Source organism: Saccharothrix carnea, from assembly GCF_003014735.1.
GTDB classification, from domain to species: domain Bacteria; phylum Actinomycetota; class Actinomycetes; order Mycobacteriales; family Pseudonocardiaceae; genus Actinosynnema; species Actinosynnema carneum.
This window is the reverse complement of record NZ_PYAX01000007.1, coordinates 294,333-319,782: the sequence shown is the minus strand read 5'-3', so window position 1 is coordinate 319,782 and position 25,450 is coordinate 294,333. Positions and strand designations below refer to the sequence as shown.

25 protein-coding genes and 1 pseudogene are annotated in these 25,450 nt (G+C 71.6%); 17 read left to right on the top strand and 9 right to left on the bottom strand.

The window, feature by feature from the left end:
* Positions 1-33: 33 nt before the first annotated feature.
* Both B0I31_RS22535 and B0I31_RS22530 read right to left on the bottom strand, forming a co-directional pair.
* Positions 34-591, bottom strand: a complete 558-nt coding sequence (locus B0I31_RS22535) for a hypothetical protein (protein WP_106617342.1) — start codon at positions 589-591, stop codon at positions 34-36.
* Positions 592-666: 75 nt separating this feature from the next.
* Positions 667-2,634 (bottom strand): thioredoxin domain-containing protein, encoded by a 1,968-nt coding sequence (locus B0I31_RS22530; RefSeq protein WP_106617341.1) that lies wholly within the window; start codon positions 2,632-2,634, stop codon positions 667-669.
* Between the two features lie 86 nt (positions 2,635-2,720).
* On the opposite strand from B0I31_RS22530, the pseudogene B0I31_RS22525 reads away from it, so the two are divergent.
* Positions 2,721-3,493 (top strand): annotated as a pseudogene (locus B0I31_RS22525) (metallophosphoesterase); the annotation flags it as partial.
* Positions 3,463-7,002 carry a serine protease gene (locus tag B0I31_RS22520; RefSeq protein WP_106617339.1) on the top strand — a complete coding sequence of 1,180 codons (3,540 nt, stop codon included), beginning with the start codon at positions 3,463-3,465 and terminating at the stop codon, positions 7,000-7,002. The pseudogene B0I31_RS22525 and the gene B0I31_RS22520, both read left to right, overlap by 31 nt.
* Here B0I31_RS22520 and B0I31_RS22515 read toward each other — a convergent pair whose 3' ends face one another.
* Both B0I31_RS22515 and mca read right to left on the bottom strand, forming a co-directional pair.
* A complete protein-coding gene (locus tag B0I31_RS22515; RefSeq protein WP_342751492.1) occupies positions 7,003-7,290 on the bottom strand; it encodes a hypothetical protein in 288 nt (95 codons plus the stop codon).
* Complete coding sequence (mca, locus tag B0I31_RS22510; RefSeq protein WP_106617338.1) at positions 7,287-8,168, bottom strand: mycothiol conjugate amidase Mca; 882 nt, start codon at positions 8,166-8,168, stop codon at positions 7,287-7,289. Before mca ends, B0I31_RS22515 begins: the two co-directional genes overlap by 4 nt.
* Before the next feature lie 111 nt (positions 8,169-8,279).
* Between mca and B0I31_RS22505 the strand changes: the two genes are divergently transcribed.
* Entirely contained in the window at positions 8,280-8,690 is a 411-nt protein-coding gene (locus tag B0I31_RS22505; protein WP_106617337.1) for a DUF4307 domain-containing protein, read from the top strand.
* 185 nt (positions 8,691-8,875) lie between these two features.
* Positions 8,876-9,370: a transcription elongation factor GreA gene (gene greA / locus B0I31_RS22500; RefSeq protein WP_106617336.1), complete on the top strand. Its 495-nt coding sequence runs from the start codon at positions 8,876-8,878 to the stop codon at positions 9,368-9,370.
* A 79-nt stretch (positions 9,371-9,449) separates the two neighbouring features.
* Here the strand turns inward: greA and B0I31_RS22495 are convergent, their stop codons facing one another.
* Entirely contained in the window at positions 9,450-9,944 is a 495-nt protein-coding gene (locus B0I31_RS22495) for an Lrp/AsnC family transcriptional regulator (protein ID WP_106617335.1), read from the bottom strand.
* Between the two features lie 75 nt (positions 9,945-10,019).
* On the opposite strand from B0I31_RS22495, the gene hppD reads away from it, so the two are divergent.
* The 3 genes from hppD (at position 10,020) to B0I31_RS22480 (ending at position 11,911) form a co-directional block, all read left to right on the top strand.
* On the top strand, positions 10,020-11,201 hold the full coding sequence (gene hppD, locus B0I31_RS22490; RefSeq protein WP_106617334.1) for a 4-hydroxyphenylpyruvate dioxygenase: 1,182 nt from the start codon (positions 10,020-10,022) through the stop codon (positions 11,199-11,201).
* A gap of 175 nt (positions 11,202-11,376) precedes the next feature.
* Positions 11,377-11,607, top strand: coding sequence for a hypothetical protein (locus B0I31_RS22485; protein WP_106617333.1), 231 nt, complete (start codon positions 11,377-11,379; stop codon positions 11,605-11,607).
* A 31-nt stretch (positions 11,608-11,638) separates the two neighbouring features.
* Positions 11,639-11,911, top strand: a complete 273-nt coding sequence (locus B0I31_RS22480) for a DUF2277 domain-containing protein (protein ID WP_106617332.1) — start codon at positions 11,639-11,641, stop codon at positions 11,909-11,911.
* Between the two features lie 225 nt (positions 11,912-12,136).
* On the opposite strand, the gene B0I31_RS22475 is transcribed toward B0I31_RS22480, so the two are convergent.
* From B0I31_RS22475 to B0I31_RS22465, 3 genes are all read right to left on the bottom strand, one after another.
* On the bottom strand, positions 12,137-13,288 hold the full coding sequence (locus B0I31_RS22475) for a cystathionine gamma-synthase (protein ID WP_106617331.1): 1,152 nt from the start codon (positions 13,286-13,288) through the stop codon (positions 12,137-12,139).
* Between the two features lie 82 nt (positions 13,289-13,370).
* Entirely contained in the window at positions 13,371-14,462 is a 1,092-nt protein-coding gene (locus B0I31_RS22470; RefSeq protein WP_106617330.1) for an RDD family protein, read from the bottom strand.
* Positions 14,463-14,612: 150 nt separating this feature from the next.
* Positions 14,613-15,983 carry a cystathionine beta-synthase gene (locus tag B0I31_RS22465; RefSeq protein ID WP_106617329.1) on the bottom strand — a complete coding sequence of 457 codons (1,371 nt, stop codon included), beginning with the start codon at positions 15,981-15,983 and terminating at the stop codon, positions 14,613-14,615.
* Between the two features lie 177 nt (positions 15,984-16,160).
* Here B0I31_RS22465 and B0I31_RS22460 point away from each other — a divergent pair, with 177 nt between their 5' ends.
* Positions 16,161-17,381, top strand: a complete 1,221-nt coding sequence (locus tag B0I31_RS22460; protein WP_106617328.1) for an acetyl-CoA C-acetyltransferase — start codon at positions 16,161-16,163, stop codon at positions 17,379-17,381.
* Positions 17,382-17,436: 55 nt separating this feature from the next.
* Positions 17,437-17,649: a hypothetical protein gene (locus B0I31_RS22455; RefSeq protein WP_106617327.1), complete on the top strand. Its 213-nt coding sequence runs from the start codon at positions 17,437-17,439 to the stop codon at positions 17,647-17,649.
* Between the two features lie 199 nt (positions 17,650-17,848).
* Here the strand turns inward: B0I31_RS22455 and B0I31_RS22450 are convergent, their stop codons facing one another.
* A complete protein-coding gene (locus B0I31_RS22450) occupies positions 17,849-18,649 on the bottom strand; it encodes a Bax inhibitor-1/YccA family protein (protein ID WP_106617547.1) in 801 nt (266 codons plus the stop codon).
* A 249-nt stretch (positions 18,650-18,898) separates the two neighbouring features.
* On the opposite strand from B0I31_RS22450, the gene B0I31_RS22445 reads away from it, so the two are divergent.
* The 8 genes from B0I31_RS22445 to pqqB all read left to right on the top strand — a co-directional run bounded on the left by B0I31_RS22445 (position 18,899) and on the right by pqqB (position 25,394).
* Positions 18,899-20,314 (top strand): MSCRAMM family protein, encoded by a 1,416-nt coding sequence (locus B0I31_RS22445; protein ID WP_106617326.1) that lies wholly within the window; start codon positions 18,899-18,901, stop codon positions 20,312-20,314.
* On the top strand, positions 20,311-21,012 hold the full coding sequence (locus B0I31_RS22440; protein WP_245950244.1) for a class F sortase: 702 nt from the start codon (positions 20,311-20,313) through the stop codon (positions 21,010-21,012). The genes B0I31_RS22445 and B0I31_RS22440 overlap by 4 nt, the downstream gene beginning before the upstream one ends.
* Positions 21,013-21,082: 70 nt before the next feature.
* On the top strand, positions 21,083-22,240 hold the full coding sequence (locus B0I31_RS22435) for a polysaccharide deacetylase family protein (protein ID WP_106617325.1): 1,158 nt from the start codon (positions 21,083-21,085) through the stop codon (positions 22,238-22,240).
* 77 nt (positions 22,241-22,317) lie between these two features.
* Positions 22,318-22,413 carry a pyrroloquinoline quinone precursor peptide PqqA gene (gene pqqA / locus B0I31_RS22430; RefSeq protein WP_073895738.1) on the top strand — a complete coding sequence of 32 codons (96 nt, stop codon included), beginning with the start codon at positions 22,318-22,320 and terminating at the stop codon, positions 22,411-22,413.
* Positions 22,414-22,485: 72 nt separating this feature from the next.
* Positions 22,486-23,196: a pyrroloquinoline-quinone synthase PqqC gene (pqqC, locus tag B0I31_RS22425; RefSeq protein ID WP_245950242.1), complete on the top strand. Its 711-nt coding sequence runs from the start codon at positions 22,486-22,488 to the stop codon at positions 23,194-23,196.
* Complete coding sequence (pqqD, locus tag B0I31_RS22420; RefSeq protein ID WP_106617324.1) at positions 23,193-23,462, top strand: pyrroloquinoline quinone biosynthesis peptide chaperone PqqD; 270 nt, start codon at positions 23,193-23,195, stop codon at positions 23,460-23,462. Before pqqC ends, pqqD begins: the two co-directional genes overlap by 4 nt.
* Positions 23,455-24,522, top strand: coding sequence for a pyrroloquinoline quinone biosynthesis protein PqqE (gene pqqE / locus B0I31_RS22415; protein WP_106617323.1), 1,068 nt, complete (start codon positions 23,455-23,457; stop codon positions 24,520-24,522). The genes pqqD and pqqE overlap by 8 nt, the downstream gene beginning before the upstream one ends.
* A complete protein-coding gene (gene pqqB, locus B0I31_RS22410; RefSeq protein ID WP_106617322.1) occupies positions 24,519-25,394 on the top strand; it encodes a pyrroloquinoline quinone biosynthesis protein PqqB in 876 nt (291 codons plus the stop codon). Before pqqE ends, pqqB begins: the two co-directional genes overlap by 4 nt.
* The last annotated feature ends 56 nt before the right edge of the window (positions 25,395-25,450 follow it).

Below are 25,450 nucleotides of genomic sequence, written 5' to 3'. Positions count from 1 at the left end.
TTCCCCGGGGACAGCCGGGGAACGAGGGTGGTGTCACGTCAGATCAGGGCCCTGGGCGCGCAGGTCGTCCACGCGGGTCATGGCCGCGCGCAACTCGGTCAGCCACGTGTCCGCGTGCTCGCCGACGAGGCGTACGGCCCAGGCCAGGGCCTCCGACCGTGACCTCGCCACACCCGCGGCGACCAGGGTGTCCAGCACCATTCGCTCGGGCTGCCGCAGCCGCGTCATCACGGGCACCGACAGCGTGGTGAACAGTTCCTCCGTCCCGCCGAGCCGCGCGCCCCAGGCGACCTTGCGCCGGTAGCGGTGTTCGGCTTGGCGGGCGATTTCGATCCGCTCGTCCCTGGTCTGCTCGCGGAACCGGCTGATGCGGCCCGACTCGGCCGCCGCGCGTTCGGCGTCGTCGGTGAACTCGCCCTCCAGCGCGGGCAGCGTGCCCACGACCAGGATTTCCTCACGGTCCACCGTCACCACCGGTGCCTCGGTGAACCAGCCGTCCGGCAACCTGCCGCTGAACCAGGCCGCCGCGTCGTCCGCCGGTGGCTGCTCGGCCTGCTGCCAGCCGCCCCGGCCTCCCCATCCACGTCGCATCTCGCACCACCTTGATTACATGATTACGACGGTGCCGACGTTACGCCGGTAAAGCATCGGGAGCGGGAGGGTTCGCTACCGGTGGACAGCCAGGGCAGCGGTCAGGTCGGCCACGGACGTCACCGGCCGGTCGCACACGTAGCCGTGGCACACGTAAGCCGCCGCACCGCCGTCCACCAGCGGCCGGTCGGTCAGCAGCGGGGCGGAGCCCGGGTCGCCCGCCACCACCACGCCACCGCCGTGCACGCCGGTCCACGCGGCACGCACCAGGTCCGGCGCGTCACCGACCACGGCGACCTGCACGGGACCGAGCGCCAACGCCTCGGCCACGCTCAACCAGTGCCCGGCGAACCGGGGCTCGCGCGCGGCCAGCAGCCCGGCCCGGTCGACGGCGGCCTCGGCGGCTTCGCGGTAGGTCGACGGTCCGCCCAGCACGGACGCCGTCACCAGCGCCGAGGCCAGCGACGACGCCCCGGACGGGCTCGCGTTGTCCGATGGGTCGGACGGCCGCTGCACCAACGCCTCGGCGTCGTCGGCCGTGTCGTAGTAGACGCCGGGCTCCTCGCCCGCGAACCGGGCCAGCGCGGTGTCCAGCAGCCCGCAGGCGGTGGTGAACCACCGGACGTCACCGGTCGCCTGGTGCAGCGCGAGCAGCCCTTCGGCGAAGCAGCCGTAGTCCTCCAGCACCCCCACCGCCGTGCCCGCCACACCGTTGCGGGACGTGCGCAGCAGCCGCCCGTCGACCAGGTGCACGTCCAGCACCAGCGACGCCGCCCGCACGGCCGCCTCCACCCACCGCGGCTCGCCGAACACCGCGCCCGCCTCGGCCAGGGCCACGATCGCCAGGCCGTTCCACGCCGTCACGACCTTGTCGTCACGCCCCGGCTGCGGTCGGCGGTCACGGGCCTCCAGCAGCCTGGCGGCGATCTCCGGGTCCGGTTCGCCGAGCATCCGCAACGTCGACGTGCCGTGCTCGAACGTGCCCTCGTCCGTCACGCCGTACAGCGCCGCAGCGCGCGCTCCGGTCGCCAACCCGAGCACCTCGACCAACTGCGCGGGCGTCCACACGTACGTCGCGCCCTCGACGCCCAGGGTGTCCGCGTCCAGCGACGCGGCGAACCCTCCTTCCGCCGTGCCGAGGTCGCGGATCAGGAACCCGGCCGTCTCCCGGACCACCTGGCGGTACCGGGGGTTGTCGTCACGGCGGCTCAGGTGCGTGTACGCGCGCAGCAGCAAAGCGTTGTCGTACAACATCTTCTCGAAGTGCGGCACCACCCACGCCGCGTCCACGCCGTACCGCGCGAACCCGCCCGCCAGCTGGTCGTACAGCCCGCCGTTCGCCATCGCGTCGCACGTGGCCCGCGCCATCGACAGCGCCTCCACCGACCCGGTCCGCTCGTGGTGGCGCAGCAGGAACTCCAGCACCATCGACGGCGGGAACTTCGGCGCGCCACCGAAACCGGCGTTGGCCCGGTCGAAGTGGCCGAGCAGCGACACCACCGCGCCGGACAGCACGTCGCCGTCCACTGTGGACTGCGGCAGCGGCTTGAACGCCAGCTGCGCCACGATCCCGGCGGCCGACTCGCGCACCTCGTCGCCCTGTTCGCGCCACGCGTGGTCGATGGCCTCCAGCACCTGCCGGAACGACGGCAGGCCGGGGTGCGGCCGCGGCGGGTAGTACGTGCCCGCGTAGAACGGCTCGCCGTCCGGGGTGAGGAAGCACGTCATGGGCCAGCCGCCGTGCCCGCTGAGCGCCTGCGTGACCGCCATGTAGACCGCGTCCACGTCCGGCCGCTCCTCGCGGTCCACCTTCACGTTCACGAAGTGCTCGTTCATGAACGCCGCGGTGGCCTCGTCCTCGAACGACTCGTGCGCCATCACGTGGCACCAGTGGCACGCCGCGTACCCGACCGACAGCAGCACCGGCACGTTCCGCTCGCGCGCCTCCTCGAACGCCTCCGGCGACCACGGCCACCAGTGCACCGGGTTGTCCGCGTGCTGGAGGAGGTACGGGCTGGTCGAGGACGCGAGCCGGTTCGTCATGGCTCCACAGTAATTCCCGGACAACCGCCGGACGTGTCGATCAGACTGGGCGCATGGAGCCTCCCGCCGAGCCGTCCGAGCCGTCCGAGCCGCTGCCGCACGACCTGCGCCACGAGACCGGGCCGTTCGACGTGGTCGGCGACGTGCACGGGTGCCGCGTCGAACTCGTCCACCTGCTGCGGGAGTTGGGCTACTCCGCCGAGGGCGTGCACCCGGAGGGGCGCAAGGTGGCGTTCCTGGGCGACCTGGTCGACCGCGGCCCGGACACGCCGGGCGTGCTGCGGCTGGTGATGCCGATGGTGGCGGCGGGCAACGCCGTGTGCGTGCGCGGGAACCACGAGGAGAAACTGGTCCGGGCGTTGCAGGGGCACGAAGTGCAGGTCAACCACGGGTTGGAGCGGTCGTTGGACCAACTGGCCGGTGAGACGGCGGAGTTCCGGGCCGAGGTGCTGGCGTTCTGCGACTCCCTGGTGCCGCACTACGTGCTGGACGGCGGCAAGCTCGTCATCGCCCACGCCGGGCTGCCCGAGCGGTACCACGGGCGCGAGTCGGCCCGGATGCGGTCGCTGGCGCTGTGGGGCGTCCGCACGGGCGAGTACGACGCGCGCGGCTTCCCCGTCCGCTACCCGTGGGCCTGCGACTACCGCGGTGCCGCGATGGTCCTTTATGGACACACACCGGTCGAGGAACCGGAGTGGGTGAACGGAACCCTGTGCCTGGACACCGGCTGCGTGTTCGGCGGCAGGCTCACCGCGCTGCGCTACCCCGAACGCGAACTGGTCTCCGTCCCGGCCCGCCGCACCTGGTACGAGCAGTAAGGTCGGCGGGGTGCGCGCGAGCTACCGGGAACGCCCGCCCTGGTTAGCCCGGGTGGGTGACCTCGGTGCGGGCGTGCTCGTCGCACCGGACGTGGTGCTCACCTGCTCGCACGTCGTGCCGCACGACGAGGTGGACGTGACGCTGGTCCACGCCGGGGTGACGGTCGCCGCGTCGGTCGAGCTCCGCGACGACGACGGTGACCTGGCCGTGCTGCGGCTCGCGGCACCCGTCGCCGCCGTGTGCGCGCCGCTGCGCGCGCCGTCCGCGTTGAGCGATCACCCGTACGTGGTGCAGGGGTTCGCGGGCGGTCACCACACCGAGTCGCGCGGGCGGCTGGGCGGCCGGGTCGGTCCGGGCTGGGTGCAGCTGGAGCACACGTCCGGCCACCGCGTCGACCGCGGCTTCTCCGGCGCGCCGGTGTGGGACGACGTGCTGCGGGCCGTGGTGGGCATCGTCGTGACGGCGCACGCGGCCGTGGGCGGCGGCAACCTGATCCCGGTCGAGGAGATCACCCGGCGGTGGCCGCCCGCCGCGGCGTTCACCGGCTGGCGGGTCGACCTGGACGACGCCTTCGACACGCACTGGCTGCCGCGGGCGCGCGGCGTCGAACCGCACGAGCCGACCGACGTCTGGCACTTCGTCGGCAGGCGGCGGGCGCTGACCGAGTTGGCGTTCTACCTGGGCGGACCCGCGGACGGCCGGGTGCGGGCGGTGGTCGGCGCGCCGGGCAGCGGCAAGAGCGCCGTGCTCGCCAGGACCGTCGTGCTGGCCGACCGCACGGGCCTGCCCCTCGTGCCGCCGGACGGCCTGCCGCCCGACGTCGCGCTGCCGCCGGTCGGCAGCGTCACCGTCGCCGTGCACGCCCGTGGCCGGACGGTGGCCGACGTGGTCCGCGCGATCGCCGACGCGGCCGAGGTGGAGGCCGCCGACCCGACCGAGCTGCTCCAGCGCTGCGGCCCGGTGTCGGTCGTGGTCGACGCGCTGGACGAAGCCGCGGGCGCCGCGCCGATGGCCATCGCCACCCTGCTCAACCGGCTGGCCGCGCACCCAGGACGGCACGTCGTCGTGGGCACGCGCGTGGGTGCACGGGGGTCGGCGTCGCACGCGTTGCTGGCCAGGCTCGGCAACCCGGTGGTGCTCGACCTCGACTCCGAGGCCTACCTCGACCACCGGGACGTGGTCGCCTACGCGCGACGGCGGGTCGGCGACCCGGTGCGGGCGGCGGCGATCGCGGCGCACGCGGGCGGCAACTTCCTGATCGCGCAGCTGGCGTGCCTGACCGACTCGGACCGGCTGCCGACCAGCGTCGGCGCGGCCGTGGACGACTACCTGACCGTGCGGTTCGACGAGCCGCAGGTCGTGCGTGACCTGCTGTTGCCGCTGGCCTACGCCGAGGGTGACGGCCTGCCCGAAGGTCCGCTGTGGTTGGCGCTGGCCAACGCGCTGGGTGCCGCCGCCTACACGCCCCGGGACCTGCGTGCCGTGCTGACGTCGGCGGCGAGCTACCTGGTCGAGCAGGCGGGTGGGTCGTACCGGCTGTTCCACCAGGCGTTGGACGACACGTTCCGCGCCGAACGGCCGGGCGTGGAACCCGCGGTCTACGAGACGCTGCGGGGTCAGGTGGGCGATTGGGAGGACGCGCCCGAGTACGTGCGGACGCACCTCGCCCAGCACGCCGCCGCGGCGGGCAGGCTGGACGAACTGGTCGACGACGTGGGTTTCCTCGTCGTCGCACCGCCGGAACGGCTCGTGCCGCACCTGGCACGCGTGACGTCCGAGCAGGCCCGGGTGCACGCGCGCGTCTACCGCAAGACCAGCCACCACCTCGCCGGCTTCTACTCGAGCGAGCGCGCGGCACGCCTCGCGTTGACGGCCCGGCAGCTGGGGTACTCGCGCTTCGCCGACCGGCTCGCGGAGCGGTTCGAGCTGCCGTGGCGGGCCGAAGTGCTCGCGTGGGAGGACCAGGGCTCGCAGCAGGTGCTCGCCCGACTGCCCGGCGCCGATGACGTCGTGCTGTGGCTGGACGCTTCCGGTGAGCCGGCCGCGTTCGCCCTCTACCCCGAGCGGGCCGTGCTCTACCGGTTCCGCGATCACCGACTGGTCCCGGTGTCGGACATGTCCGTGTACCTCGGCAGGTCGCGCGGCGCACCCGTTCACGTGGTGCTCGAAGACGGGACGGAGGTCGGGCTGACGGCCTCCTTCGGGGGCCAGGTGTGCAAGTGGTCGTTCACCGGTGGCCTGCGGATGTCCGGCGCGCTGGAGGACGTGCACGCGAGGGACCTGGCCGGGGTGCGCTCCGGTGACAGGCTGCTCGCGGTCGTCGCCGAGCGGGAGGCGGTGCTCCTGGTCGACTGGACCGCGGACGACCCCGTCGTCCTGGACCGGGTCGTCGTCCGCAACGCGTTGGCCGGGCTCGTCGCGATGGGTGTCCAGGACGGCGTGGTGCTCGTGGCGCTGCGCGGCGACAACGCGCTGCGGCTGTACCGGGTGGCGGACGACCGCCTGACACCGGTCGGAGAGCCGCTCGAACTCGCGTGGGAACCGTACCCGCTGCGGTTCGTCACCCGGCCCGATGGACGCCTGCTGCTCCTGTGCCCGGAGGGATCGGACCTCACCTGCTACGGCGTCGGCGACCGCGGCCCGACCCGCGAATCGGTGGTCCCGGGGCTGTTCGCCGCCGAGTTCGCCGAGGCGCGGTTGGCGGACGGACGGGTGATCGTGGCGATCCGGGGCGAGTTCGGCGTCATCTCGGTGTGGTCGCTGGGCGACGGGCTGAGCCGTGGCGGCCCGGCCTGGCGCAACGACGAGATCGGCGTCGGCAAGATCGCGACCGGGCTCGGACCGGAGGGACGGCCGGTGGTCCTCGCGGTGGATGCCGACGCCCGCGTCCACCTGTGGGAGGTGGAGTACGACCCGCCCGAGCCGGACGCGCGCCGACCTCCGCTGCCGGTGATGGCGAGACTCCCCTCGGTGGTGCTCTTCACGACCGACGACGGACGGGTCGCGGCGGCGCTGACCCCCTGGCTGGATGGCCGGGACACCGTGCTGGCGGAGCCCGGGCTGCCACCGCTGAGCGCGACGGCGTGGCGGCGGTTCGCGCGGCGACACCGCCCACGACCGCGCCCGCGTCGCAGCGACGGGCCCGCGCTTCGGCTGTTCGCGCTGCCCGACCGCGGCGAGCCACGCGAACTCGTCCCGTTGGCGGAGTTCGTCGACTTCGCCGCCCTCGACCCCGCCTGGATCCCCGTCACATCCCGGATCGCGCTGTACACGTGGACCGCGCACGACTTGACGCTGTGGGCGCCGCCCTGGGCGGGAGTCGCCCGCGCGGACACCAAGGCGGCGACGACGTTGCGCGGCGATCGGGCGTTCGTGGCGCTCGGCGACGACAGCGGAGGGCTGGGGGTGTGGTCCTGCCCACCCGGTGGCCGGGCGCGCGTCGTGGCGGCGATCGAGCTGGACACGCCGGTGACCGACCTGATCTGGCACCCGGACGGCACGCTCGTCGTGTGGTGCCGGTCCGGGGTGCTCAAGCTCGGCTTCGGCTAGCTAGTCGTCCTTCTTCGCGCCGCCGTTGCCGTTCCCGGCCTTCGCCTCAGGCTTGGCCTCGGCCTCGGGCTGGTCGAACGAGGCGGGCAGCTTCTTCAGGTGCTTGTTCATCGACTTGACCAGGAAGAACACGGCGATGAAGAACAGCACCAGGATCAGCAGGCCCAACGGGGAGGACTTGCCGAAGTCCTCCTGCTGGCCGCCCGGGTCCTTGTCGGTGGACGGCGGCTGCTGGGCCAGGACGATCGCCGTGGTCTGCTCCCACGGGATCGGGTCGAACGAGGTCACGCGGTCACCCTCTCCTGGACGCCCGCGAACAGGTCGTCCTCGGGCACGGTGCTGTCGACCAGCGACCGTGCCAGTTCGTACTCCTCGGTCGGCCACACCTTGCGCTGCATCTCACTCGGCACGGCGAACCAGCGGCTCTCGGGGTCGATCTGGGTGGCGTGGGCCTTGAGGGCCTCGTCGCGCACCGGGAAGTAGTCGGCGCACTCGACGCGGGTGGTGACCCGCTCGATGACGTCCGGGCGGTCGGTGGGCCAGCCCGCCAGCCACTCGGCGTACGGCGACTCCAGGCCCTCCGCGATCATGGCCTCGTGGAACGCCAGCAGCTTGGCGCGCGAGAAGCCGTGCGAGTAGTACAGCTTCAGCGGCTGCCACGGCTCGCCCAGCTCGGGGTAGCGCTCCGGGTCGCCCGCCGCGTCGAACGCGGCCACCGACACCTCGTGGCAGCGGATGTGGTCGGGGTGCGGGTAGCCGCCGTTCTCGTCGTAGGTGACGATCACGTGCGGCCGGAACTCGCGGATCACCTGGACCAGCGGCGGCGTGGACACTTCCAGCGGCACGAGCGCGAAGCAGCCCTCGGGCAGCGGCGGCAGCGGGTCTCCCTCGGGCAGGCCCGAGTCCACGAAACCGAGCCAGCGGTGCTGGACGCCCAGGATCCCGGCGGCGCGCGCCATCTCCTGCCGACGGATCTCGGCGATGTTCTCCAGCACGTCGGGGCGGTCCATGGCCGGGTTGAGGATGCTGCCCGCCTCACCGCCCGTGCAGGTCACGACCATGACCTCGTGGCCCTCGGCCACGTAGCGGGCCATCGTGGCGGCGCCCTTGCTCGACTCGTCGTCGGGGTGCGCGTGCACCGCCATCAGGCGCAGCTTGTCAACCATGACGGTGGATGCTCCCTCTCGCCCCTGCCGAACCGGTCCGGTCCAGTCCCTGAGACACTCAACGCGGTGGTCGAGGGACATTGTTCCCCACGGGCAGGGAGGCGTTGGACAGTGGCACTGCCCGAGGGGCGTTACGGCACTCCCCGCAGGCCCCTGCCCAGGTGGGCGCGCTGGTCACTGCCCGTGATCGCGGTGCTGGTGGGTGCGGTCGTCGCGTGGGTCGGCTACCGCAACCTCGGCACCATGCCCGTCGAGGCGAAGCAGACCGCGTTCGAGGTGCTGGACGACAGCACGGTCGAAATCACGTTCGAAGTGGTCAGGCAGACACCCGAGAAGCCCGTCGTGTGCATCGTGCGGGCGCGTTCCCAGGACGGCGACGAGACAGGCCGGCGGGAGGTCATGGTCGACCCGGGAGCCGACACCGTCCGCGCCACGACCGTGCTGAAGACGTCCAAACCCCCGGTCACCGGTGAGGTCTTCGGGTGCTCCTACCAGGTTCCGGCGTACCTGTCCACGAGGTAGCGGCCAAGCGGGTGATCTGCGGGTTTAGTGGCCGATCCGGGAACAAAACGCCGTCGCCGAACGTTCTGTGCGTGTTACTCTGGCCTTTCAGCACGGCCCCGACGCGGGCCGTGTTTTTCCGTTCCGGGCTGGTGCGCCCGGGAACTGCCAGCCCACGCCGTGGGCGGGAGCAAGACGAGGAGTTGGTGACCGTGAGCGACACTGAGGTGACCTGGCTGACCCAGGAGGCCTACGACCGGCTCAAGGGGGAGCTGGACGAGATGATCGAGAATCGCCCGGTCATTGCTGCGGAGATCAACGCGCGTCGCGAAGAGGGTGACCTCCGCGAGAACGGCGGGTACCACGCGGCCCGCGAGGAGCAGGGCAAGCAGGAAGCCCGCATCCGCCAGCTGCAGGAGCTGCTGAGGGTCGCCAAGGTCGGCGAGGCGCCCACGGTGACGGGCGTCGCGGCGCCCGGCATGGTGCTCACTGTGCGTTACGACGGGGACGACGAGACCGAGGAGTTCCTGCTCGCCACCCGTGAGGAGGGTGCGCACGGTGCCCTCGAGGTCTACTCGCCCTCGTCGCCGCTGGGCAAGGCGTTGCTCGGCGCGAAGGAGGGCGAGGCGCGTGAGTACGAACTGCCCAACGGCAGCACGATGAAAGTCACGCTGATCAAGGCCGTGCCGTACGCCGGCTGACCCCCAAGACACCGGGAGGGCGGCCACCACGCGGGGTGGCCGCCCTTCTGCTGTCGCGGCACGTGTTTCTCCAAGGCGCTCACGTGACGCGTTCCAGCAGGGGGCGCACGCGGGGCGGGACCGGGGTCGAGAGCGCGATCGAGGTCGACAGCCGCTGCACGCCCGGCACGTCCACGATCGAGTCGATCACGCGTTGCAGGTCGGCGTTGGACCGGGCCACGACCCGCGCGAACAGGTCACCCGGCCCGGTCGTCGCGTGCACCTCGCACACCTCGTTGATCGCGGCCAGGCCCTGCGACACCTCGTGCCGCCGCCCCTGGGCGATCTCCAGCACGGCGAACGCGGTCAGCCCGTAGCCCATCGCGGCCAGGTCGAGCGCGGGCGGGAAGCCGGTCAGCACGCCGCGCGCCACCAGCCGGTCCAGCCTGGCCTGCACCGTGCCGCGGGCCACGCCGAGGCGCCGTGAGCACTCCAGCACGCCCAGCCTGGGCTCGTCGGTGAGCAGCAGCAACAGCCGTGCGTCCAGCGCGTCGACGGCCTGGTCAGAGTGTTCAATTTGCGGGTCGGAAGGCATGAACCACTGTACAAGCTGACCAGCTCAATCCAGGACTGTTGCGCACCCTGACCAGCATTCCACATGCTGTGAGGTATGACGCAGCAGCTTGACGACGTGAGCTACGACCAGCTCCGCCAACTCGTGGGTCTGGTCGACTACGACGGGACGCGCGACCCGTTCCCCGTCCGCTCGATGGACGCCGTGGTCTTCGTGGTCGGCAACGCGACCCAGACCGCGTGGTTCTACCAGGTCGCCTTCGGGATGCAGCTCGTCGCGTACTCCGGGCCGGAGACCGGGCAGCGGGACCACAAGTCCTTCGTGCTCAAGTCCGGCTCTGCGCGGTTCGTGATCAACGGCGGCGTGCGGCCGGACAGCCCGCTGCTCGACCACCACCGCCAGCACGGTGACGGCGTGGTGGACCTCGCGCTGGAGGTCGCCGACGTCGACAGGTGCGTCGAGCACGCGCGTGCCCAGGGCGCGACCGTGCTCGAAGAGCCCCACGACCTCACCGACGAGCACGGCACCGTGCGGCTCGCCGCCATCGCCACCTACGGCGAGACCCGCCACACCCTGGTCGACCGGTCGCGCTACCGCGGGCCGTACCTGCCGGGGTACGAGGCGCGGGAGAGCACGGTCGTGCGGCCCGCCGGCGCGCCGAAGCGGTTGTTCCAGGCGGTCGACCACTGCGTGGGCAACGTCGAGCTCGGCAGGATGGACCACTGGGTCGAGTTCTACAACCGGGTGATGGGCTTCGTGAACATGGCGGAGTTCATCGGCGACGACATCGCCACCGACTACTCGGCGCTGATGAGCAAGGTCGTCTCCAACGGCAACCACCGGGTGAAGTTCCCGTTGAACGAGCCGGCGGTGGCGAAGCGGAAGTCGCAGATCGACGAGTACCTGGAGTTCTACTCCGGTGCCGGCGTGCAGCACATCGCGCTGGCGACCAACGACATCGTGGCCACGTTGACCGCGATGCGGGCGGCGGGCGTGGAGTTCCTGGAGACGCCCGACTCGTACTACGACGACCCGGAGCTGCGGGCGCGCATCGGCGAGGTGCGCGTGCCGATCGAGGTGCTCAAGGAGCACCGCATCCTGGTCGACCGGGACGAGGACGGGTACCTCCTGCAGATCTTCACCAAGCCGATCGGCGACCGACCGACCGTGTTCTACGAGCTGATCGAGCGGCACGGGTCGCTCGGCTTCGGCAAGGGCAACTTCAAGGCCCTGTTCGAGGCGATCGAGCGTGAGCAGGAGCGTCGGGGCAACCTCTAGGTCCCTCGCGGCGGTCCAGGCCGGTCCGGGCACCACCCGGGCCGGCCTTTCGCGTCTCCGGTGCCGCCCGTTCGGCCGGATCCTGTCGGAACACTGACGATGGCCGTACCGCACGCGCCGGGACCGGTACTCTCGGTTCGGGGCTGGCTCACACAGCATTCACCTGGAGGGTGGCATGGCACTCGCGGCACGGGTCACCGCGGTGCTCCCGCTCGTCGGAGCGGTGGTCACGGCCGTGGCGTTGACCGGCGCGGCCTTCTTCACCGTCGCCCACGCGGGGTGCGCGGACACGGGGCGGTTCGTGGAGCGCGACGGCGTGGTGGAGTTCGTCGGCGGGTGCGTGGACGGGCACGACCTGCCCGCCGTGCCCCGGGTGGAGAACGCCCGGTACGACTTCAAGCCCTGACGTCGTCGCCGTTGTGGGCGATAGTGGAGCCATGTGTCGCAACATCAGGGTGCTCCACAACTTCGAACCGCCCGCCACCGAGGACGAGGTCCATGCGGCGGCTGTTCAGTACGTGCGCAAGGTGAGCGGGTCGGCGCGTCCGTCGGCGGCGAACCAGGAGGCGTTCGACGCCGCCGTGGAGGCGGTCGCCGAGGCGACCCGCGTGCTGCTGGAATCCCTGGTCACGAACGCCCCACCCCGTGACCGCGAGGTGGAGGCCGCCAAGGCCAAGGAACGCTCCGCCGCCCGCTTCGGCCCCCGCTGACCCGCGAGAGTCCAACGCTCACGCGCCGTGAGTCCAACGCTCAGAACGCGAGAGTCCAACCTTCACGCCGCGCGTGTCCTACGTTCGGAACACCCGAGTTGAACACTCAGAACGCCACGAACCCCGCGCCCGGGTGGCTGAGCGCGGGGTTCGGGTGTTCCGAGCGTTGAATTCAGGTGTCCTGAACGTAGGACACGCGCGGCGTGAAGGTTGGACTCTCGCGGGTTAGGCGAGGGCGGTGGTGAGGTCGGTGATCAGGTCGTCGGCGGATTCGATGCCCACGGACAGGCGGACCAGGTCGGCCGGGACCTCCAGCAGCGAGCCGGCGGTGCTGGCGTGGGTCATCCGGCCCGGGTGCTCGATCAGCGACTCCACGCCGCCCAGCGACTCGGCCAGGGTGAACAGCTTGGTGCGGGCGCACACGTCCAGAGCGGCCTGCTCGCCGCCGGCGACGGTGAACGAGATCATCCCGCCGAACCGGCGCATCTGCTTCGCCGCGACCTCGTGACCGGGGTGCCCGGGCAGGCCCGGGTAGTACACGTGGGTCACCTTCGGGTGCCGCAGCAGCGCCTCGACGACCTTCTCGGCGTTGTCCGAGTGCTTCTCCATGCGCACTTCGAGCGTCTTGATCCCGCGCAACGTCAACCACGCGTCGAACGGCCCCGGCACGGCACCGGCACCGTTCTGCAGGAACCCGAACTGCGCGTCGAGCTCGTCGTCCGACGTGATCAGCGCACCGCCGACGACGTCCGAGTGCCCGCCCACGTACTTGGTGGTCGAGTGCAGCACCACGTCCGCACCCAGCTCCAGCGGGTTCTGCAGGTACGGCGAGGCGAACGTGTTGTCCACCACCAGCCGCGCGCCCGCCGAGTGCGCGACCTGCGCGAGCAGCGCGATGTCGGCGATGTTGAGCAGCGGGTTGGTCGGCGTCTCGATCCAGACCACCTTGGTGTTCGGCCGGATCGCCGCGCGCACCGCGTCGACGTCGGACAGCGGCGCCGGGGTGTGCTCGACGCCCCAGTGCGACAGCACCTTGTCGATCAGCCGGAACGTGCCGCCGTACGCGTCGTTCGGGATGACGACGTGGTCCCCGGGACGGCACATCGCGCGCAGGGCCGTGTCGGTCGCGCCCATGCCCGACGCGAACGCGCGGGCGTGCCGCCCGCCTTCGAGCGCCGCCAGGCACTCCTCCAGCGCGGCACGGGTGGGGTTGCCGGTGCGGGAGTACTCGAACCCGCCGCGCAGCCCGCCCACGCCGTCCTGCGCGTAGGTGGAGGTGGCGTGGATCGGCACGATGACCGAGCCCGTCGTCGGGTCGGGGTCCTGCCCGGCGTGGATAGCCCTGGTCGCGAAACCGTAGTGGCCGGTGTCCGTCATCCCTCTAGGGTACGGCGACCGAAAAAGCAACCGCCCGTCGACCGCATGGGCGACGGGCGGTTGGGTGAACCGGTGACCTAGCTCACCACTGCTGCTGCGGCGGCTGCTGGCCGTAGGGGTTCTGCTGCTGCGGCTGGCCGTACGGGTTCGACGCGGGCGCCGAGCCGTACGGGTTGGGCTGGCCGTAACCGCCCGCACCGGGGTAGCCGCCGGGCGCCGAGCCCTCGGGCGCGTTGACCACGATGGTGCCCAGGATCTTGTCCGCCCACGTCTGCTTCTTGGCCTCCCACAGGGGCGCGAACCAGCCCGCGTAGCAGGGCAGCGAGTCGACGAAGTGGCACAGGTGGCGCACGAAGGCGTTGCCGAAACCGATCGGCTGCCCCGTCTCCTCCTTGATGAGCTTGATCTTGGCGATCTTCTTGCCCATCGACTGGCCGGTGGTGCCCGCCAGGTACCAGGAGTTGTAGATCAGGAAGCCGAGCAGGCCGACGTAGCCGACGAGGCTGAGGATCAGCGCGAGCGTCGGGTCACCGGTGGCCGCACCGATACCGGCCAGGATGCCGACGACCAGACCGGGCGCGGCGTAGTCGATCAGGGCACCGACCGCGCGGCTGCCCCACTCCGCGTAACCACCCGAAGGCGCACCGTAAGCGGCCTGGGCGGGGTACGCGGCGGGCTGCTGCGCGCCCCACGCCTGCTGCTGCGGCTGGCCGTACGGGTTCGCCTGGGGCTGGCCGTACGGGTTGGACTGCGGCTGCTGGGGCTGGCCGTACGGGTTCGACTGCGGCTGGCCGTACGGGTTGGACTGCGGCTGCTGCGGCTGCCCGTACGGCTGCTGGCCGTACTGGGCGGGCTGCTGCTGGCCGTAGGCGGGTGGCTGCTGGGCCGGGAAGGCGCCCGAACCCGGCTGCTGCGCCGGCTGACCGTACGGGTTGGACGCGGGCTGCTGCGGCGCACCCGGCGGCACGACCTGGGTCGCGTCCGGGTTCGACTGCGGCTGCTGCTGGCCGGAGGGCACGACCTGGGTCGCCTCCGGCGGCGGGAAAGCAGGGGGCTGGCCGCCGCCCGGCACGACCTGCGTCGCGTCGGCGTTCGGGGGCTGGGCACCCTGCCCCTGCTCCTGCTGGTTTTGACCGCCGAACTGCTGGTTCCCTGGCGGCTGCGGAGCGTTCATCGGAGTTTCCAACCCCCTTGGCACGGGCCGTAGGTGTACGAGTCGGTGGCCAACGCTAGCGGATGCCACCGCCCCGACCACGCACAACCGGCCAACCTGTCCCGATCCGCGCGGGGATCGGGACACGTTGACCGTCCGGGAGCGGCCGATCTAGCGACCGGCGAGGAAACCCAGGACGTCCTGCCGGGTGACGACCCCGGCGGGCTTGCCGTCCTCCAGCACCAGCGCACCGTCCGCTGAGGACAGTGCCGCCATGGCGGAGCTGATCGACTCGCCCGCGCCGATCGTGGGCAGCTTCAACGACATGTGCCGGTCCAGCCGGTCGGTCAGCTGCGCCTTGCCGGTGAACAGCGCGTCGAGCAGGTCGCGCTCGTTGACCGCGCCGGCGACCTCGGCGGCCATCACGGGCGGTTCGGCGTTGACGACCGGCATCTGGGAGACGCCGTACTCGCGCATGATCGCGACCGCCTCGGCGACCGTCTCGTTGGGATGGCCGTGCACGAGGTCCGGCATCGTGCCGTCCTTGCGCCGCAACACGTCACCGACGGTCGCGCCGGACGTGTCGGGCGACAGGAAGCCGTACTGCGCCATCCACTTGTCGTTGAACACGCTCGACAGGTAGCCGCGCCCGCCGTCCGGCAGCAGCACCACGATCACGTCGTCCGGGCCCGCGCTGTCGGCCACCCGCAGCGCCGCCGCGACGGCCATGCCGCACGAGCCGCCGACGAGCAGCCCTTCCTCGCGGGCCAGCCGGCGGGTGATCTCGAACGAGTCCGAGTCGCTCACCGCGACGATCTCGTCGCACACGTCGCGGTCGTAGGCGTCCGGCCAGAAGTCCTCGCCGACGCCCTCGACCAGGTACGGCCGACCGGTGCCGCCGGAGTAGACCGAGCCCTCCGGGTCCGCGCCGATGATCTTCACGCGGCCCTCGGACACCTCCTTGAGGTAACGGCCGGTGCCGGAGATCGTGCCGCCGGTGCCGACGCCCGCGACGAAGTGCGTGATCCTGCCCTCGGTCTGCCGCCACACCTCGGGACCAGTGCCGTGGTAGTGGCTGGCCGGGTTCTCCGGGTTGGCGTACTGGTTGGGCTTCCAGGCGCCGGGGATCTCGGCGACCAGGCGGTCGGAGACGTTGTAGTAGGAGTCGGGGTGCTCCGGCGCGACCGCGGTCGGGCACACCACGACCTCGGCGCCGTAGGCCTTGAGCACGTTGCGCTTGTCCACGCTGACCTTGTCCGGGCAGACGAAGACGCACTTGTAGCCCTTCTGCTGGGCCACGAGCGCCAGGCCGACGCCGGTGTTGCCCGAGGTGGGCTCGACGATCGTGCCGCCGGGTTCGAGCTCGCCGCTGCGCTCGGCCGCCTCGACCATGCGCAGCGCGATGCGGTCCTTCACGCTGCCGCCGGGGTTGAGGTACTCGACCTTGGCCAGGATGAGCGGCCGGCGGCCTTCGGCCACCGCGTTCAGCTTCACCAGCGGCGTGTTGCCGACCAGGTCTACGACGCTCTCGACGTACTCCACGACGGACCTTCCAGTTCTTGAGATGACGCGCTGAGCGTATATCGGTGACGCGGCGGTCGGCCTGGTGGACGACGGGGGGTCGCGGTGCGGCGTCGTTCGTCACGAGTGCTGGCCGCGCTGAACGGGCGTTAACTAGGCTGCACGTCACACGTTGCGGCGAAACAAAGGAGTTCCGTAATGCCTGAGGCCGTGATCGTCTCCGCCGCCCGGTCGCCCATCGGGCGCGCGGGCAAGGGCTCGCTCAAGGACATCCGCGCCGACGACCTCACCGTGCAGGTCCTCAAGGCCGCGCTGGCGAAGGTGCCGCAGCTCGACCCGAACGACATCGACGACCTCATGCTCGGCTGCGGCCTGCCCGGCGGCGAGCAGGGCTTCAACCTGGGCCGCGTGGTGTCCGTGCTGGCCGGGTACGACAACCTCCCGGGCACGACGGTGACCCGTTACTGCGCGTCGAGCGTGCAGACGACCCGGATGGCGCTGCACGCGATCAAGGCCGGCGAGGGTGACGTGTTCATCAGCGCCGGTGTGGAGACCGTGTCGAGCTTCGCGCGCGGGTCGTCCGACTCGTGGCCCGGCACGCACAACCCGGTGTTCGCCGACGCCGAGGCCCGCACGGCGGCGGTGGCCGGGTCCGGCGCGTCGGAGTGGGTGGACCCGCGCGCGAACGGGCAGCTGCCCGACATCTACATCGCCATGGGCCAGACCGCGGAGAACCTGGCGCTGGCCAAGGGCGTGACGCGGCAGGAGATGGACGAGTTCGGCGTGCGGTCGCAGAACCTCGCCGAGAAGGCCATCGCCAACGGGTTCTGGGCGCGGGAGATCACGCCGGTGACGCTGCCGGACGGCACGGTCGTGTCGGCCGACGACGGCCCGCGACCCGGCGTGACGATCGAGGGCGTGTCGGGGCTCAAGCCGGTGTTCCGGCCGGACGGCCGGGTCACGGCGGGCAACTGCTGCCCGTTGAACGACGGCGCCGCGGCGGTGGTGGTCATGAGCGACGTGAAGGCGAAGGAGCTGGGCATCACGCCGTTGGCGCGGATCGTGTCGACCGGCGTGTCCGGGCTGTCGCCGGAGATCATGGGTCTCGGGCCGGTGGAGGCGTCGAAGCGGGCGCTGGCGCTGGCCGGGATGTCGATCTCGGACATCGACCTGGTCGAGATCAACGAGGCGTTCGCGGCGCAGGTCATCCCGTCCTACCGGGACCTGGGTATCGACCTGGACCGGCTCAACGTCAACGGCGGTGCCATCGCCGTGGGTCACCCGTTCGGGATGACGGGCGCGCGGATCACCACGACGCTGATCAACTCGCTCCAGTTCCACGACAAGCAGTTCGGCTTGGAGACGATGTGCGTCGGCGGCGGCCAGGGCATGGCGATGGTCGTCGAACGGCTGAGCTGAACCGCGTCACGATTACTGTTACCCGACGTCCTACCCTTGAGTAAGGGAGGTCGGGGTGACGATGCCGTACGTGTGGTGGCACAGCGGTTACGACCGGCTGTGCCACGCCTTTTCGGTGGCGCAGGCCTCGGAGGCGTACTTCGAGGCCGCCTGCGCCCACTCGGTGCCGCCGGACCTGCTGGTCCGGTCGCCGAGTGGCACGTTGTGCGTGCCGTGCCTGGTCAGAGTCGGTTCGACGTTGGAGGGCGACGGCGGCTGGCGCGACTGACCCCCTCCGGCCCGCGCGTCCTGAGCGTTGAATTCAGGGGTCCTGAACGTTGGACACACGCGTTCTGAACGTACGACTCTCGCGTTCTGAACGTTGGACACACGCGTTCTGAACGTACGACTCTCGTGTTCGGAAGGTAGGAAACGCCGAAGGGCGCCCTGGCGGAGCCGGGACGCCCTTCGGGTGCGTGCGGGTGGTGCTAGTCGTTCTGGAAGTACGACAGCAGGCGCAGGATCTCCAGGTACAGCCAGACGAGCGTGGTCATCAGGCCGAACGCGGCGAGCCAGGCGTACTTGGCCGGCATGGCGGCGCGGATCATCTCGTTGGCCGCCTCGAAGTCCAGCAGGAAGCTGAACGCCGCGATGCCGATGACCACCAGGCTGAAGATGATCGCCAGGGTGCCGCCGTCACGCAGGCCCATGTTCACGCCGAACAGGCCCATGACCAGGTTGCCGAGCATGAGCACGACCACGCCGACGGTCGCGCCGATGATCCACTTGGTCAGGCGCGGGGTGACCCGGATCGCGCCCGTCTTGTAGACCACGAGCATCGCGGCGAACACGCCGAACGTGCCCAGGATCGCCTGCCAGGCGATACCGGAGAACATCATCTCGAACACGCCGGTGATGGCGCCGAGGAACACGCCCTCCGCCGCCGAGTAGGCGAGCACCATCGGGCCGCTGGGCTTGTTCCGGAAGATGATGATCAGGGCCAGGACCAGGCCGACGATCATGCCGGGGACCGCGAGCGCGAAGGGCTGGACCGCGCCGGAGAGCACCATCCACGCCGAGACGAACCCGGTGAGGATGGCCACACCGAGGGTCGTCGCGGTCTTGGTGACCACGTCGTCGATCGTGATGGGGCGCTCGCCGGTGGTCGGCGGCGCCTGCTGGTAGCCGCCGTACTGCTGCGCCTCGTAGGGCTGGCCGAAGCCTGCGTAGTTACCGCTACCGCCGCCGGTCGGCAGGTTGCGGAACGCGGGGTTGCTGGTGGTACGCACCTCGTCCTCCTGTGGCGTGCTGACGCCGTCACGGGGTTCAACGACCACACGAGTCGATCGGTTCCCGTCGGGTAAAAGCGACTTTACTCGGGCTGTCGATCTCGGATCCACACCCCGCGCTGCGGAGCGTAGTCGGCGTTCCACCCCGCTGGTGGCTTGTCGACGTGATCTCGGACCCGTAAGGCTCAGTGCCGGCAGCTCTCACCGACCGGCGAAGCCCACCGGCTCGCCCGAGGGGTTCAGGACATCATGGTGTGGAGACGACTCGCCGGCGCGGTGCTCGCGGCCGGTCTGGTCCTGCTCGCGGCGCCCGTCACAGCCGGGGCGCAAGCGCAGGAGGGCATCGGCTACGAGACCGACCCGCAGGGTTACCTCAACAAGCCGGCGGGCGGTGACTGGCTCGGTTCGTACCTCTGGCGCGGCCAGCAGGTGTGGTGCGTGCAGTACTCGCTGCTCGCCCCGGACAGCTCGGTGGAGTACAAGGAAGGCGACGAGCTGCTCTCCAAGGGCGGCGCGCGGCTCGCCGACGACGTCGCGGGCAGCATCTCCTACCTCCTGCTGAGGTACGCGAACACCCAATCGGCCGACGAGGCCGCGGCGCTGGCCCACCTGCTGCACACGTGGACCGCGTTCGAGGACCCGGCGAGGGGCATCTCGCTCGACCCGAACAGCGACTTCCGGCACATCGCCTACAACGCGGACTTCCACTTCCAGCAGCTCGGGCGCTTCGGCCAGGCCCAGCAGGCGGTGGGCAGGCTGCAGGCCGAGGCGGCGGCCAACCGCGGCCCGTGGACGGCCAAGGTGAGCGCTCCGGACAAGGAGCAGGTCATCGGCACGCCGGACACGTGGGTGGTGGACATCACCAAGACCGATGGCGGCCAGGTCGCCGGCGCGCCGGTCACGGTGGAGCTGACCGACGCGACCCTGGAGGACGGGACGGCCGCCGGTGAGCTGACCACGTCCACGGACGGCAAGGCGCTGGCGGTGAAGGTGGTGCCGACCGGGCCGAACCCGTCGTTCACGGTGAAGCTGGACAGCCCGGCCGACCGGCCGAAGGTGCACGTCCCGGCGAACGACAACATGCAGCGGATCGTCACCACGGGCGGCGAGAAGAAGCTGACCGCGAACGCGTCGACGACCGCGAAGACCCCGCCGGGCGTGGTGAAGGTCGGCAAGACCGACGCCGAGACCGGCAAGGCGATCGCGGGCGTGGCGCTGAAGGTGACCGCGCCGGACGGCCAGTCGCCCGCGAAGCGGCAGGACGACACCGCGCTGACCGGCCCGGAGGGCGAGGCGCTCGTCCTGCAGACCGCCACCGACGGCACCGCGACCGTGCCGGACCTGCGCACGCCGCAGGAGGTCTGCCTGATCGAGGTCGCCCCGGCCAAGGGCTACGAGGAGTTCTTCGACCCCAACGCGCCGCCGAAGGTGTGCGGGACCGTCGAACCGGGGCAGACGCTGGTGCTCGCGCTGACCAACAAGCCGGACAAACCGGTCGTCCCGATCACCATCCCGGCCGGCTCCGAGGGTGCCGGGGTGGTCGCGAAGGCCGCGTACACCACCGAGGTGTCGACCGGCGCGCTGGTCGGGTTCGGCGGTGTGGTGCTGATCGGCGCGACGCTGGTCGGCCTGCTGGTGCGGCGACGGGCGACCTCGCGGTCGTGAAGGCTCTGCTGACCGGCGCGGCGGTGGCGGCCCTGCTCGCCTCCGCCGCGCTCGTCTCCACCCAGGCGCCGGACGTCGTGCTGGCGGGCCGGCCGATCCCCGGTGACGCCGTGGTGCCGCACCCGTTGGGCGACAGCGCGCGCTCCGGCCGGGGAGTGGACCTGGCCGGCATGCCGGTCGGCGCCAACCCGCCCTCGGCACCGCCGGCCGTGACGACGACCACCGCCGCTCCCCCGCCGGCCGCCGAACCGCCCAGGCAGCAGCCCGGGACGGTGCGGCTGCCCGGTGGCGGGCTGGCGACGCTGGTGCGCGAGGAGGTCACCGCGGACGGCGTGCTGCCGATCCCGGAGGCGCTCGGCGAGGCGACGTGGTGGGGCGTGGACCTCGGCGCGGCCGAGGGTGCGACGGTGCTGGCCGGGCACGTGAACTGGAAGGGCCTGACCGGGCCGTTCGACGTGCTGTGGCGCGCGTCGGTCGGGCAGGACGTGACCGTGGTCGACACCGCGGGCCGCACGTTCCGGTTCCGGGTGAGCAAGGTCGAGACGGTGCGCAAGGACGACCTGCCGTCGCGGGCGGTGGAGCTGTTCGGGCCGCGTGGCGGGCACCGGCTGGTGCTGGTGACGTGCGGCGGGCGGTGGGTCGGCGGTGACACCGGGTACGAGGAGAACCAGGTCGTCACGGCCACGCCGGTGCCGTGACGGGGTAGTCACGAGTGGTAATCACGTCACGTTGAGGCAACCTCCGGCTACTTCCCGTCGTCTTGGGGGTGTGAAGCGATGGGGCTGGCTGAGCACGGGCGTCGCGCTGGCACTCACCCTCGTGGTGTTGGCGGTGCTGGGCGCCCGCGAACCCCCACCGGCGCACGACGCGGGCGACCTGGCCGCGCCGCTGCCGATGGCTCCGCGCACGAGCGGCACCACCAGCGCCGCCGCGCCGCCGACCGTGCCGCCCGCGGCCTCGCCACCGTCGTGGATGCGGCGCATGCAGCCGGGCGAGAAGCCGCCGCAGTTCGTGCTGTTCTCGTTCGACGGCGCCGCGTCCAAGCCGCACTGGGACCGGATCATGCCGATCGCCAGGCAGGCCAACGCGCACGTCACCGGCCTGCTGTCGGGCGTGTACCTGGTGCCCGACGAGGAGGCCGCCACCTACACCGGTCCCGGCCACCGGGCGGGCTACTCGTCGATCGGGTTCGGCGGCAGCCGCGCGGACGTGGCGCTGCGGATCGGCTACCTCAACGAGGCCCTCGCGGCGGGCCACGAGATCGGCACCCACTACAACGGGCACTTCTGCGTCGGTGCCGAGCCGAACGTCGACACCTGGAACACCGACCAGTGGAACCGCGAGCTGGACCTGTTCTTCGGGATCGTGGAGAAGGCCAGGCAGCAGGGGTTCCAGCTGGACCCCGCGACGGTGCGGGGCGGCCGGACGCCGTGCCTGGAAGGGCAGTGGGGACAGGCGTTCCCGGCGATGCGCGGGCACGGCCTGGCCTACGACACCAGCCACGTCAGCCTCGGCGTGGTGTGGCCGTTCGTGCACGAGGGGCTGTGGGAGTTCCCCATGCCGGAGGTGCGCGTGCCCGCCCTGGGCAAGCAGGTCGTGATGATGGACTTCAACCTCTGGTACGCGCTCAACGGCGCGAAGGACGAGCCGGACCGGGCCGGTGACTACACGCGGATCGTGCTGGACACGTACCGGTCGGTGTACCAGGCGGCGGCCAACGGCAACCGCGCGCCGATCGTGATCGGCAACCACTTCAACGAGTGGGCGGGCGGTGCGTTCAGCAACGCGGTGGAGGGGTTCCTCGGCGAGGTGTGTGTCAAGCCGGACACGGTGTGCGCCACCTATACAGAGGTGATCCAGTGGATGCAGTTGCAGGATCCGGTGGTGCTGGAACAGTTGAGACGCATGCCCGCCGCCCGCAACTAGCGCGGTAGCCGCCGCAAGCTCTACGGTGGGTTACCGCCGCACCACGGAGAAGCACCACCGCATCCGAGGAGTAGCGCATGACCACCGAGCCCGAGAAGCGACCCTGGGTCAAGCCCGATTTCCGGGACGTCGACACCCCGATGGAAGTCACCGCTTACGCCGCTCGCAGCTGAGCCCGCCCGCCGTGCCCTTCCGGCGTTCCCGGAAGGGTGCGGCGCCCGCGTACCGAGAGGTGCCCTCCCGTCGTGCCCACTTCCGAGCTGACCGACGCCGCGACGTCGGTGTTGACCCCGGACGAGTTCACCGCGCGCCTGCGCGCCCTGGCGCCCCGCTACTGGGACCGCCACCCGTTCCACCTCCGGCTGCACGAGGGCCGGTTGAGCAGGCACGAGCTGCGGCTGTGGGCGGCCAACCGCTGGTACTACCAGCGGGCGATACCGCGCAAGGACGCGGCGATCCTGGCCAACTGCCCGGACGTCGAGGTCCGCCGGGCGTGGCGCGAGCGGATCGTCTGGCACGACGGCAGCGGACCCGGCGAGGGTGGCGCGGAGAACTGGCTGCGCTTGGCCGAGGCCGTCGGGCTGACCCGGGAGGAAGTGCTGGACGAGCGGCACGTGCTGCCCGGCACGCGGTTCGCGGTGGACGCCTACGTGACGTTCGCCCGCACCCGGCCGTGGGTGGAGGCGGTGGCGTCCGGGCTGACCGAGATGTTCTCCCGCGGCCTGATGGCGCGGCGGCTGGTCGACATGCGCCGGCACTACCCGTGGATCGCCGAGGCGGGCTTCACCTACTTCACCACCAGGCTCCAGGTGATCGCCGACGAGGGGAGGTCCACTGTGGACATCGTGGTGCGCAACTGCCGCACGCGCGAGCAGCAGGAGGCGGCGGTCGCCGCGCTGGCCTTCAAGTGCGACGTGCTGCGCGCGGTGCTGGACGCCGTGGACTACTACTCATGACGGGCTTCGACGCGGTGCCGCGCTTGCGTCGTGGCGTGAAGGCGGCGTTCGACGAGACGCGGGACAGCCACGTGGTGCTGTTCCCCGAAGGCGTGCTGGTGCTCAACGAGACCGCGGCGGCGGTGGTGTCCTTGTGCGACGGGCGCACGTCCGTCGAGGGGATCGCGTTGAAGTTGGCCGAGCGGTTCGACGGGGTGGAGGCGGACGACGTGGCCGAGCTCGTCGCCCGGCTGGTGGCGCGGCGGGTGGTGGACGTCGATGGGTGAGGCGCCCGGGGCCGACGCGCCGTTCGGGCTGCTCGCCGAGCTGACCCACCGGTGCCCGCTGCGCTGCGGGTACTGCTCCAACCCCGTCGACCTGGTCGGGCGGGGCGACGAGCTGGACACCGCGACGTGGTGCTCGGTGTTCGACCAGGCACGGGCGCTCGGCGTGCTGCAGGTGCACCTGTCCGGCGGGGAACCACTGGCGCGCAAGGACTTGCCGGAGCTGGTCGGCCACGCGGCCGGGCTCGGCTGCTACGTGAACCTGGTGACCAGCGGGCTGGGGTTGACGCCGGAGCGGCTGGCCGGGATCGACCACGTGCAGCTGTCCGTGCAGGACGCGGACGAGGCGGGGGCGAACCGGATCGCCGGGGTGAAGGCGTTCGGCGCGAAGCTGAGGGCCGCCGAGGTGGTGCGGGAGGCCGGGCTGCCGCTGACCGTGAACGTGGTGCTGCACCGGCTCAACCTCGACCACGTCGGTGGGATCGTCGCGCTGGCCGAGCGGATGGGCGCGGATCGGTTGGAGCTGGCCAACACCCAGTACTACGGGTGGGCACTGCGCAACCGGGCCGCGCTGCTGCCGACCGAGGAGCAGTTGGCGCGAGCCGGTGAGGTGGTGGCCGACGCGCAGGCGAGGTTGGCGCAGGTGATGGAGATCGTGTACGTGATCGCCGACTACCACGAGGCCCACCCGAAGCCGTGCATGCACGGGTGGGGTGCGCGGCAGCTGACCGTGGCGCCGAACGGCGACGTGCTGCCGTGCCCGGCGGCGGGGGTGATCGAGGGGTTGGGGGTGGAGAACGTGCGGGACCGGCCGCTGGCCGACATCTGGTACTCGTCGCCCGCTTTCACGGCGTTCCGCGGCTATGAGTGGATGCGTGAGCCCTGTCGTTCTTGCGCGCGCCGTGAAGTGGACTTCGGCGGGTGCCGGTGCCAGGCGTTCCAGCTGACCGGCGACGCGGCGGCGACCGATCCGGTGTGCACGCTGTCGCCGCACCGGGGTGTGGTGGACGCGATCCTGGCGGGCGGGCCGACCGAGGTCGGGCACCGCGCGGTCGTGCGGTGAGGGCGGTCGTGCTCGGCACGGCGGCCGGTGGTGGTGTGCCGCAGTGGAACTGCGCGTGCGGGCTGTGCGTGGCGGTGCGGCAGGGCCGGTTGCCGGCGCGGACGCAGGACGCTCTCGCGGTCAGCGCGGACGGCGCGCAGTGGTGGTTGGTCAACGCGTCACCGGACATCGGCGTGCAGCTCGCGGCCACGCCGGGGCTCGCCCCGGGTCCCGGGCCGCGGGACACGCCGGTGCGCGGGGTGCTGTTCACCGACGCCGAACTGGATCACACGCTGGGGCTGGCGGTGCTGCGCGGCGCGGCCGGGTTGCAGGTCCACGCGCCCGCGGCCGTGCTGCACGCGCTCGCGCCCACACGTGCCGTGCTCGCGACGTACGGCGAGTGGTCGTGGCGGCGGGTGGAGCCGGAGCAGCCGGTCGTGCTCGCGGGCGGGCTGGAGGTGACGGCGTTCCCGGTGAGCGGCAAGCGGCCCCGGTACGCCGCGGACTGCCCGGTGGCGGGTCACTGGGTGGTGGCCTACCGGTTCCGCGACCCGGCCACCGGCGGCGTGCTGCTGTACGCGCCGTGCCTGGCGTCCTGGCCGGCCGGCTTCGACGTGCTGGTGGCGGAGGCGGACGTGGTGCTGCTGGACGGCACGTTCCACGCACCGACCGAGATGGGCACGGCCACCGGCAGGCCGAGCGGGCAGGCCGCGATGGGGCACCTGCCGATCGCGCACAGCCTGCCCGAGCTGCGCCGGCACCCGTCGACCCGGCGGATCTACACGCACCTCAACAACACCAACCCGGTGCTCGACCCGGCGTCACCGGAGCACGCCGAGATCACCGGAGCGGGCGTGGAGGTCGTCGCGGACGGCACGGTCATCGAGGTGTAGCGGCATTGGGGGGTTAAACCCACCGATTTGCCTGTGGGCAGCCGGAAGAATCGACG

Coding starts and splice junctions, on each gene's coding strand:
- B0I31_RS22535 (WP_106617342.1), bottom strand. CDS start 591: ATGCGACGTGGATGGGGAGGCCGGGGCGGCTGGCAGCAGGCCGAGCAG.
- hppD (WP_106617334.1), top strand. CDS start 10,020: ATGACGCAGCAGCTTGACGACGTGAGCTACGACCAGCTCCGCCAACTC.
- pqqD (WP_106617324.1), top strand. CDS start 23,193: ATGACGGGCTTCGACGCGGTGCCGCGCTTGCGTCGTGGCGTGAAGGCG.
- B0I31_RS22445 (WP_106617326.1), top strand. CDS start 18,899: ATGGTGTGGAGACGACTCGCCGGCGCGGTGCTCGCGGCCGGTCTGGTC.
- B0I31_RS22480 (WP_106617332.1), top strand. CDS start 11,639: ATGTGTCGCAACATCAGGGTGCTCCACAACTTCGAACCGCCCGCCACC.
- B0I31_RS22530 (WP_106617341.1), bottom strand. CDS start 2,634: ATGACGAACCGGCTCGCGTCCTCGACCAGCCCGTACCTCCTCCAGCAC.
- B0I31_RS22495 (WP_106617335.1), bottom strand. CDS start 9,944: ATGCCTTCCGACCCGCAAATTGAACACTCTGACCAGGCCGTCGACGCG.
- B0I31_RS22460 (WP_106617328.1), top strand. CDS start 16,161: ATGCCTGAGGCCGTGATCGTCTCCGCCGCCCGGTCGCCCATCGGGCGC.
- B0I31_RS22470 (WP_106617330.1), bottom strand. CDS start 14,462: ATGAACGCTCCGCAGCCGCCAGGGAACCAGCAGTTCGGCGGTCAAAAC.
- pqqE (WP_106617323.1), top strand. CDS start 23,455: ATGGGTGAGGCGCCCGGGGCCGACGCGCCGTTCGGGCTGCTCGCCGAG.
- B0I31_RS22485 (WP_106617333.1), top strand. CDS start 11,377: ATGGCACTCGCGGCACGGGTCACCGCGGTGCTCCCGCTCGTCGGAGCG.
- mca (WP_106617338.1), bottom strand. CDS start 8,168: ATGGTTGACAAGCTGCGCCTGATGGCGGTGCACGCGCACCCCGACGAC.
- pqqA (WP_073895738.1), top strand. CDS start 22,318: ATGACCACCGAGCCCGAGAAGCGACCCTGGGTCAAGCCCGATTTCCGG.
- B0I31_RS22475 (WP_106617331.1), bottom strand. CDS start 13,288: ATGACGGACACCGGCCACTACGGTTTCGCGACCAGGGCTATCCACGCC.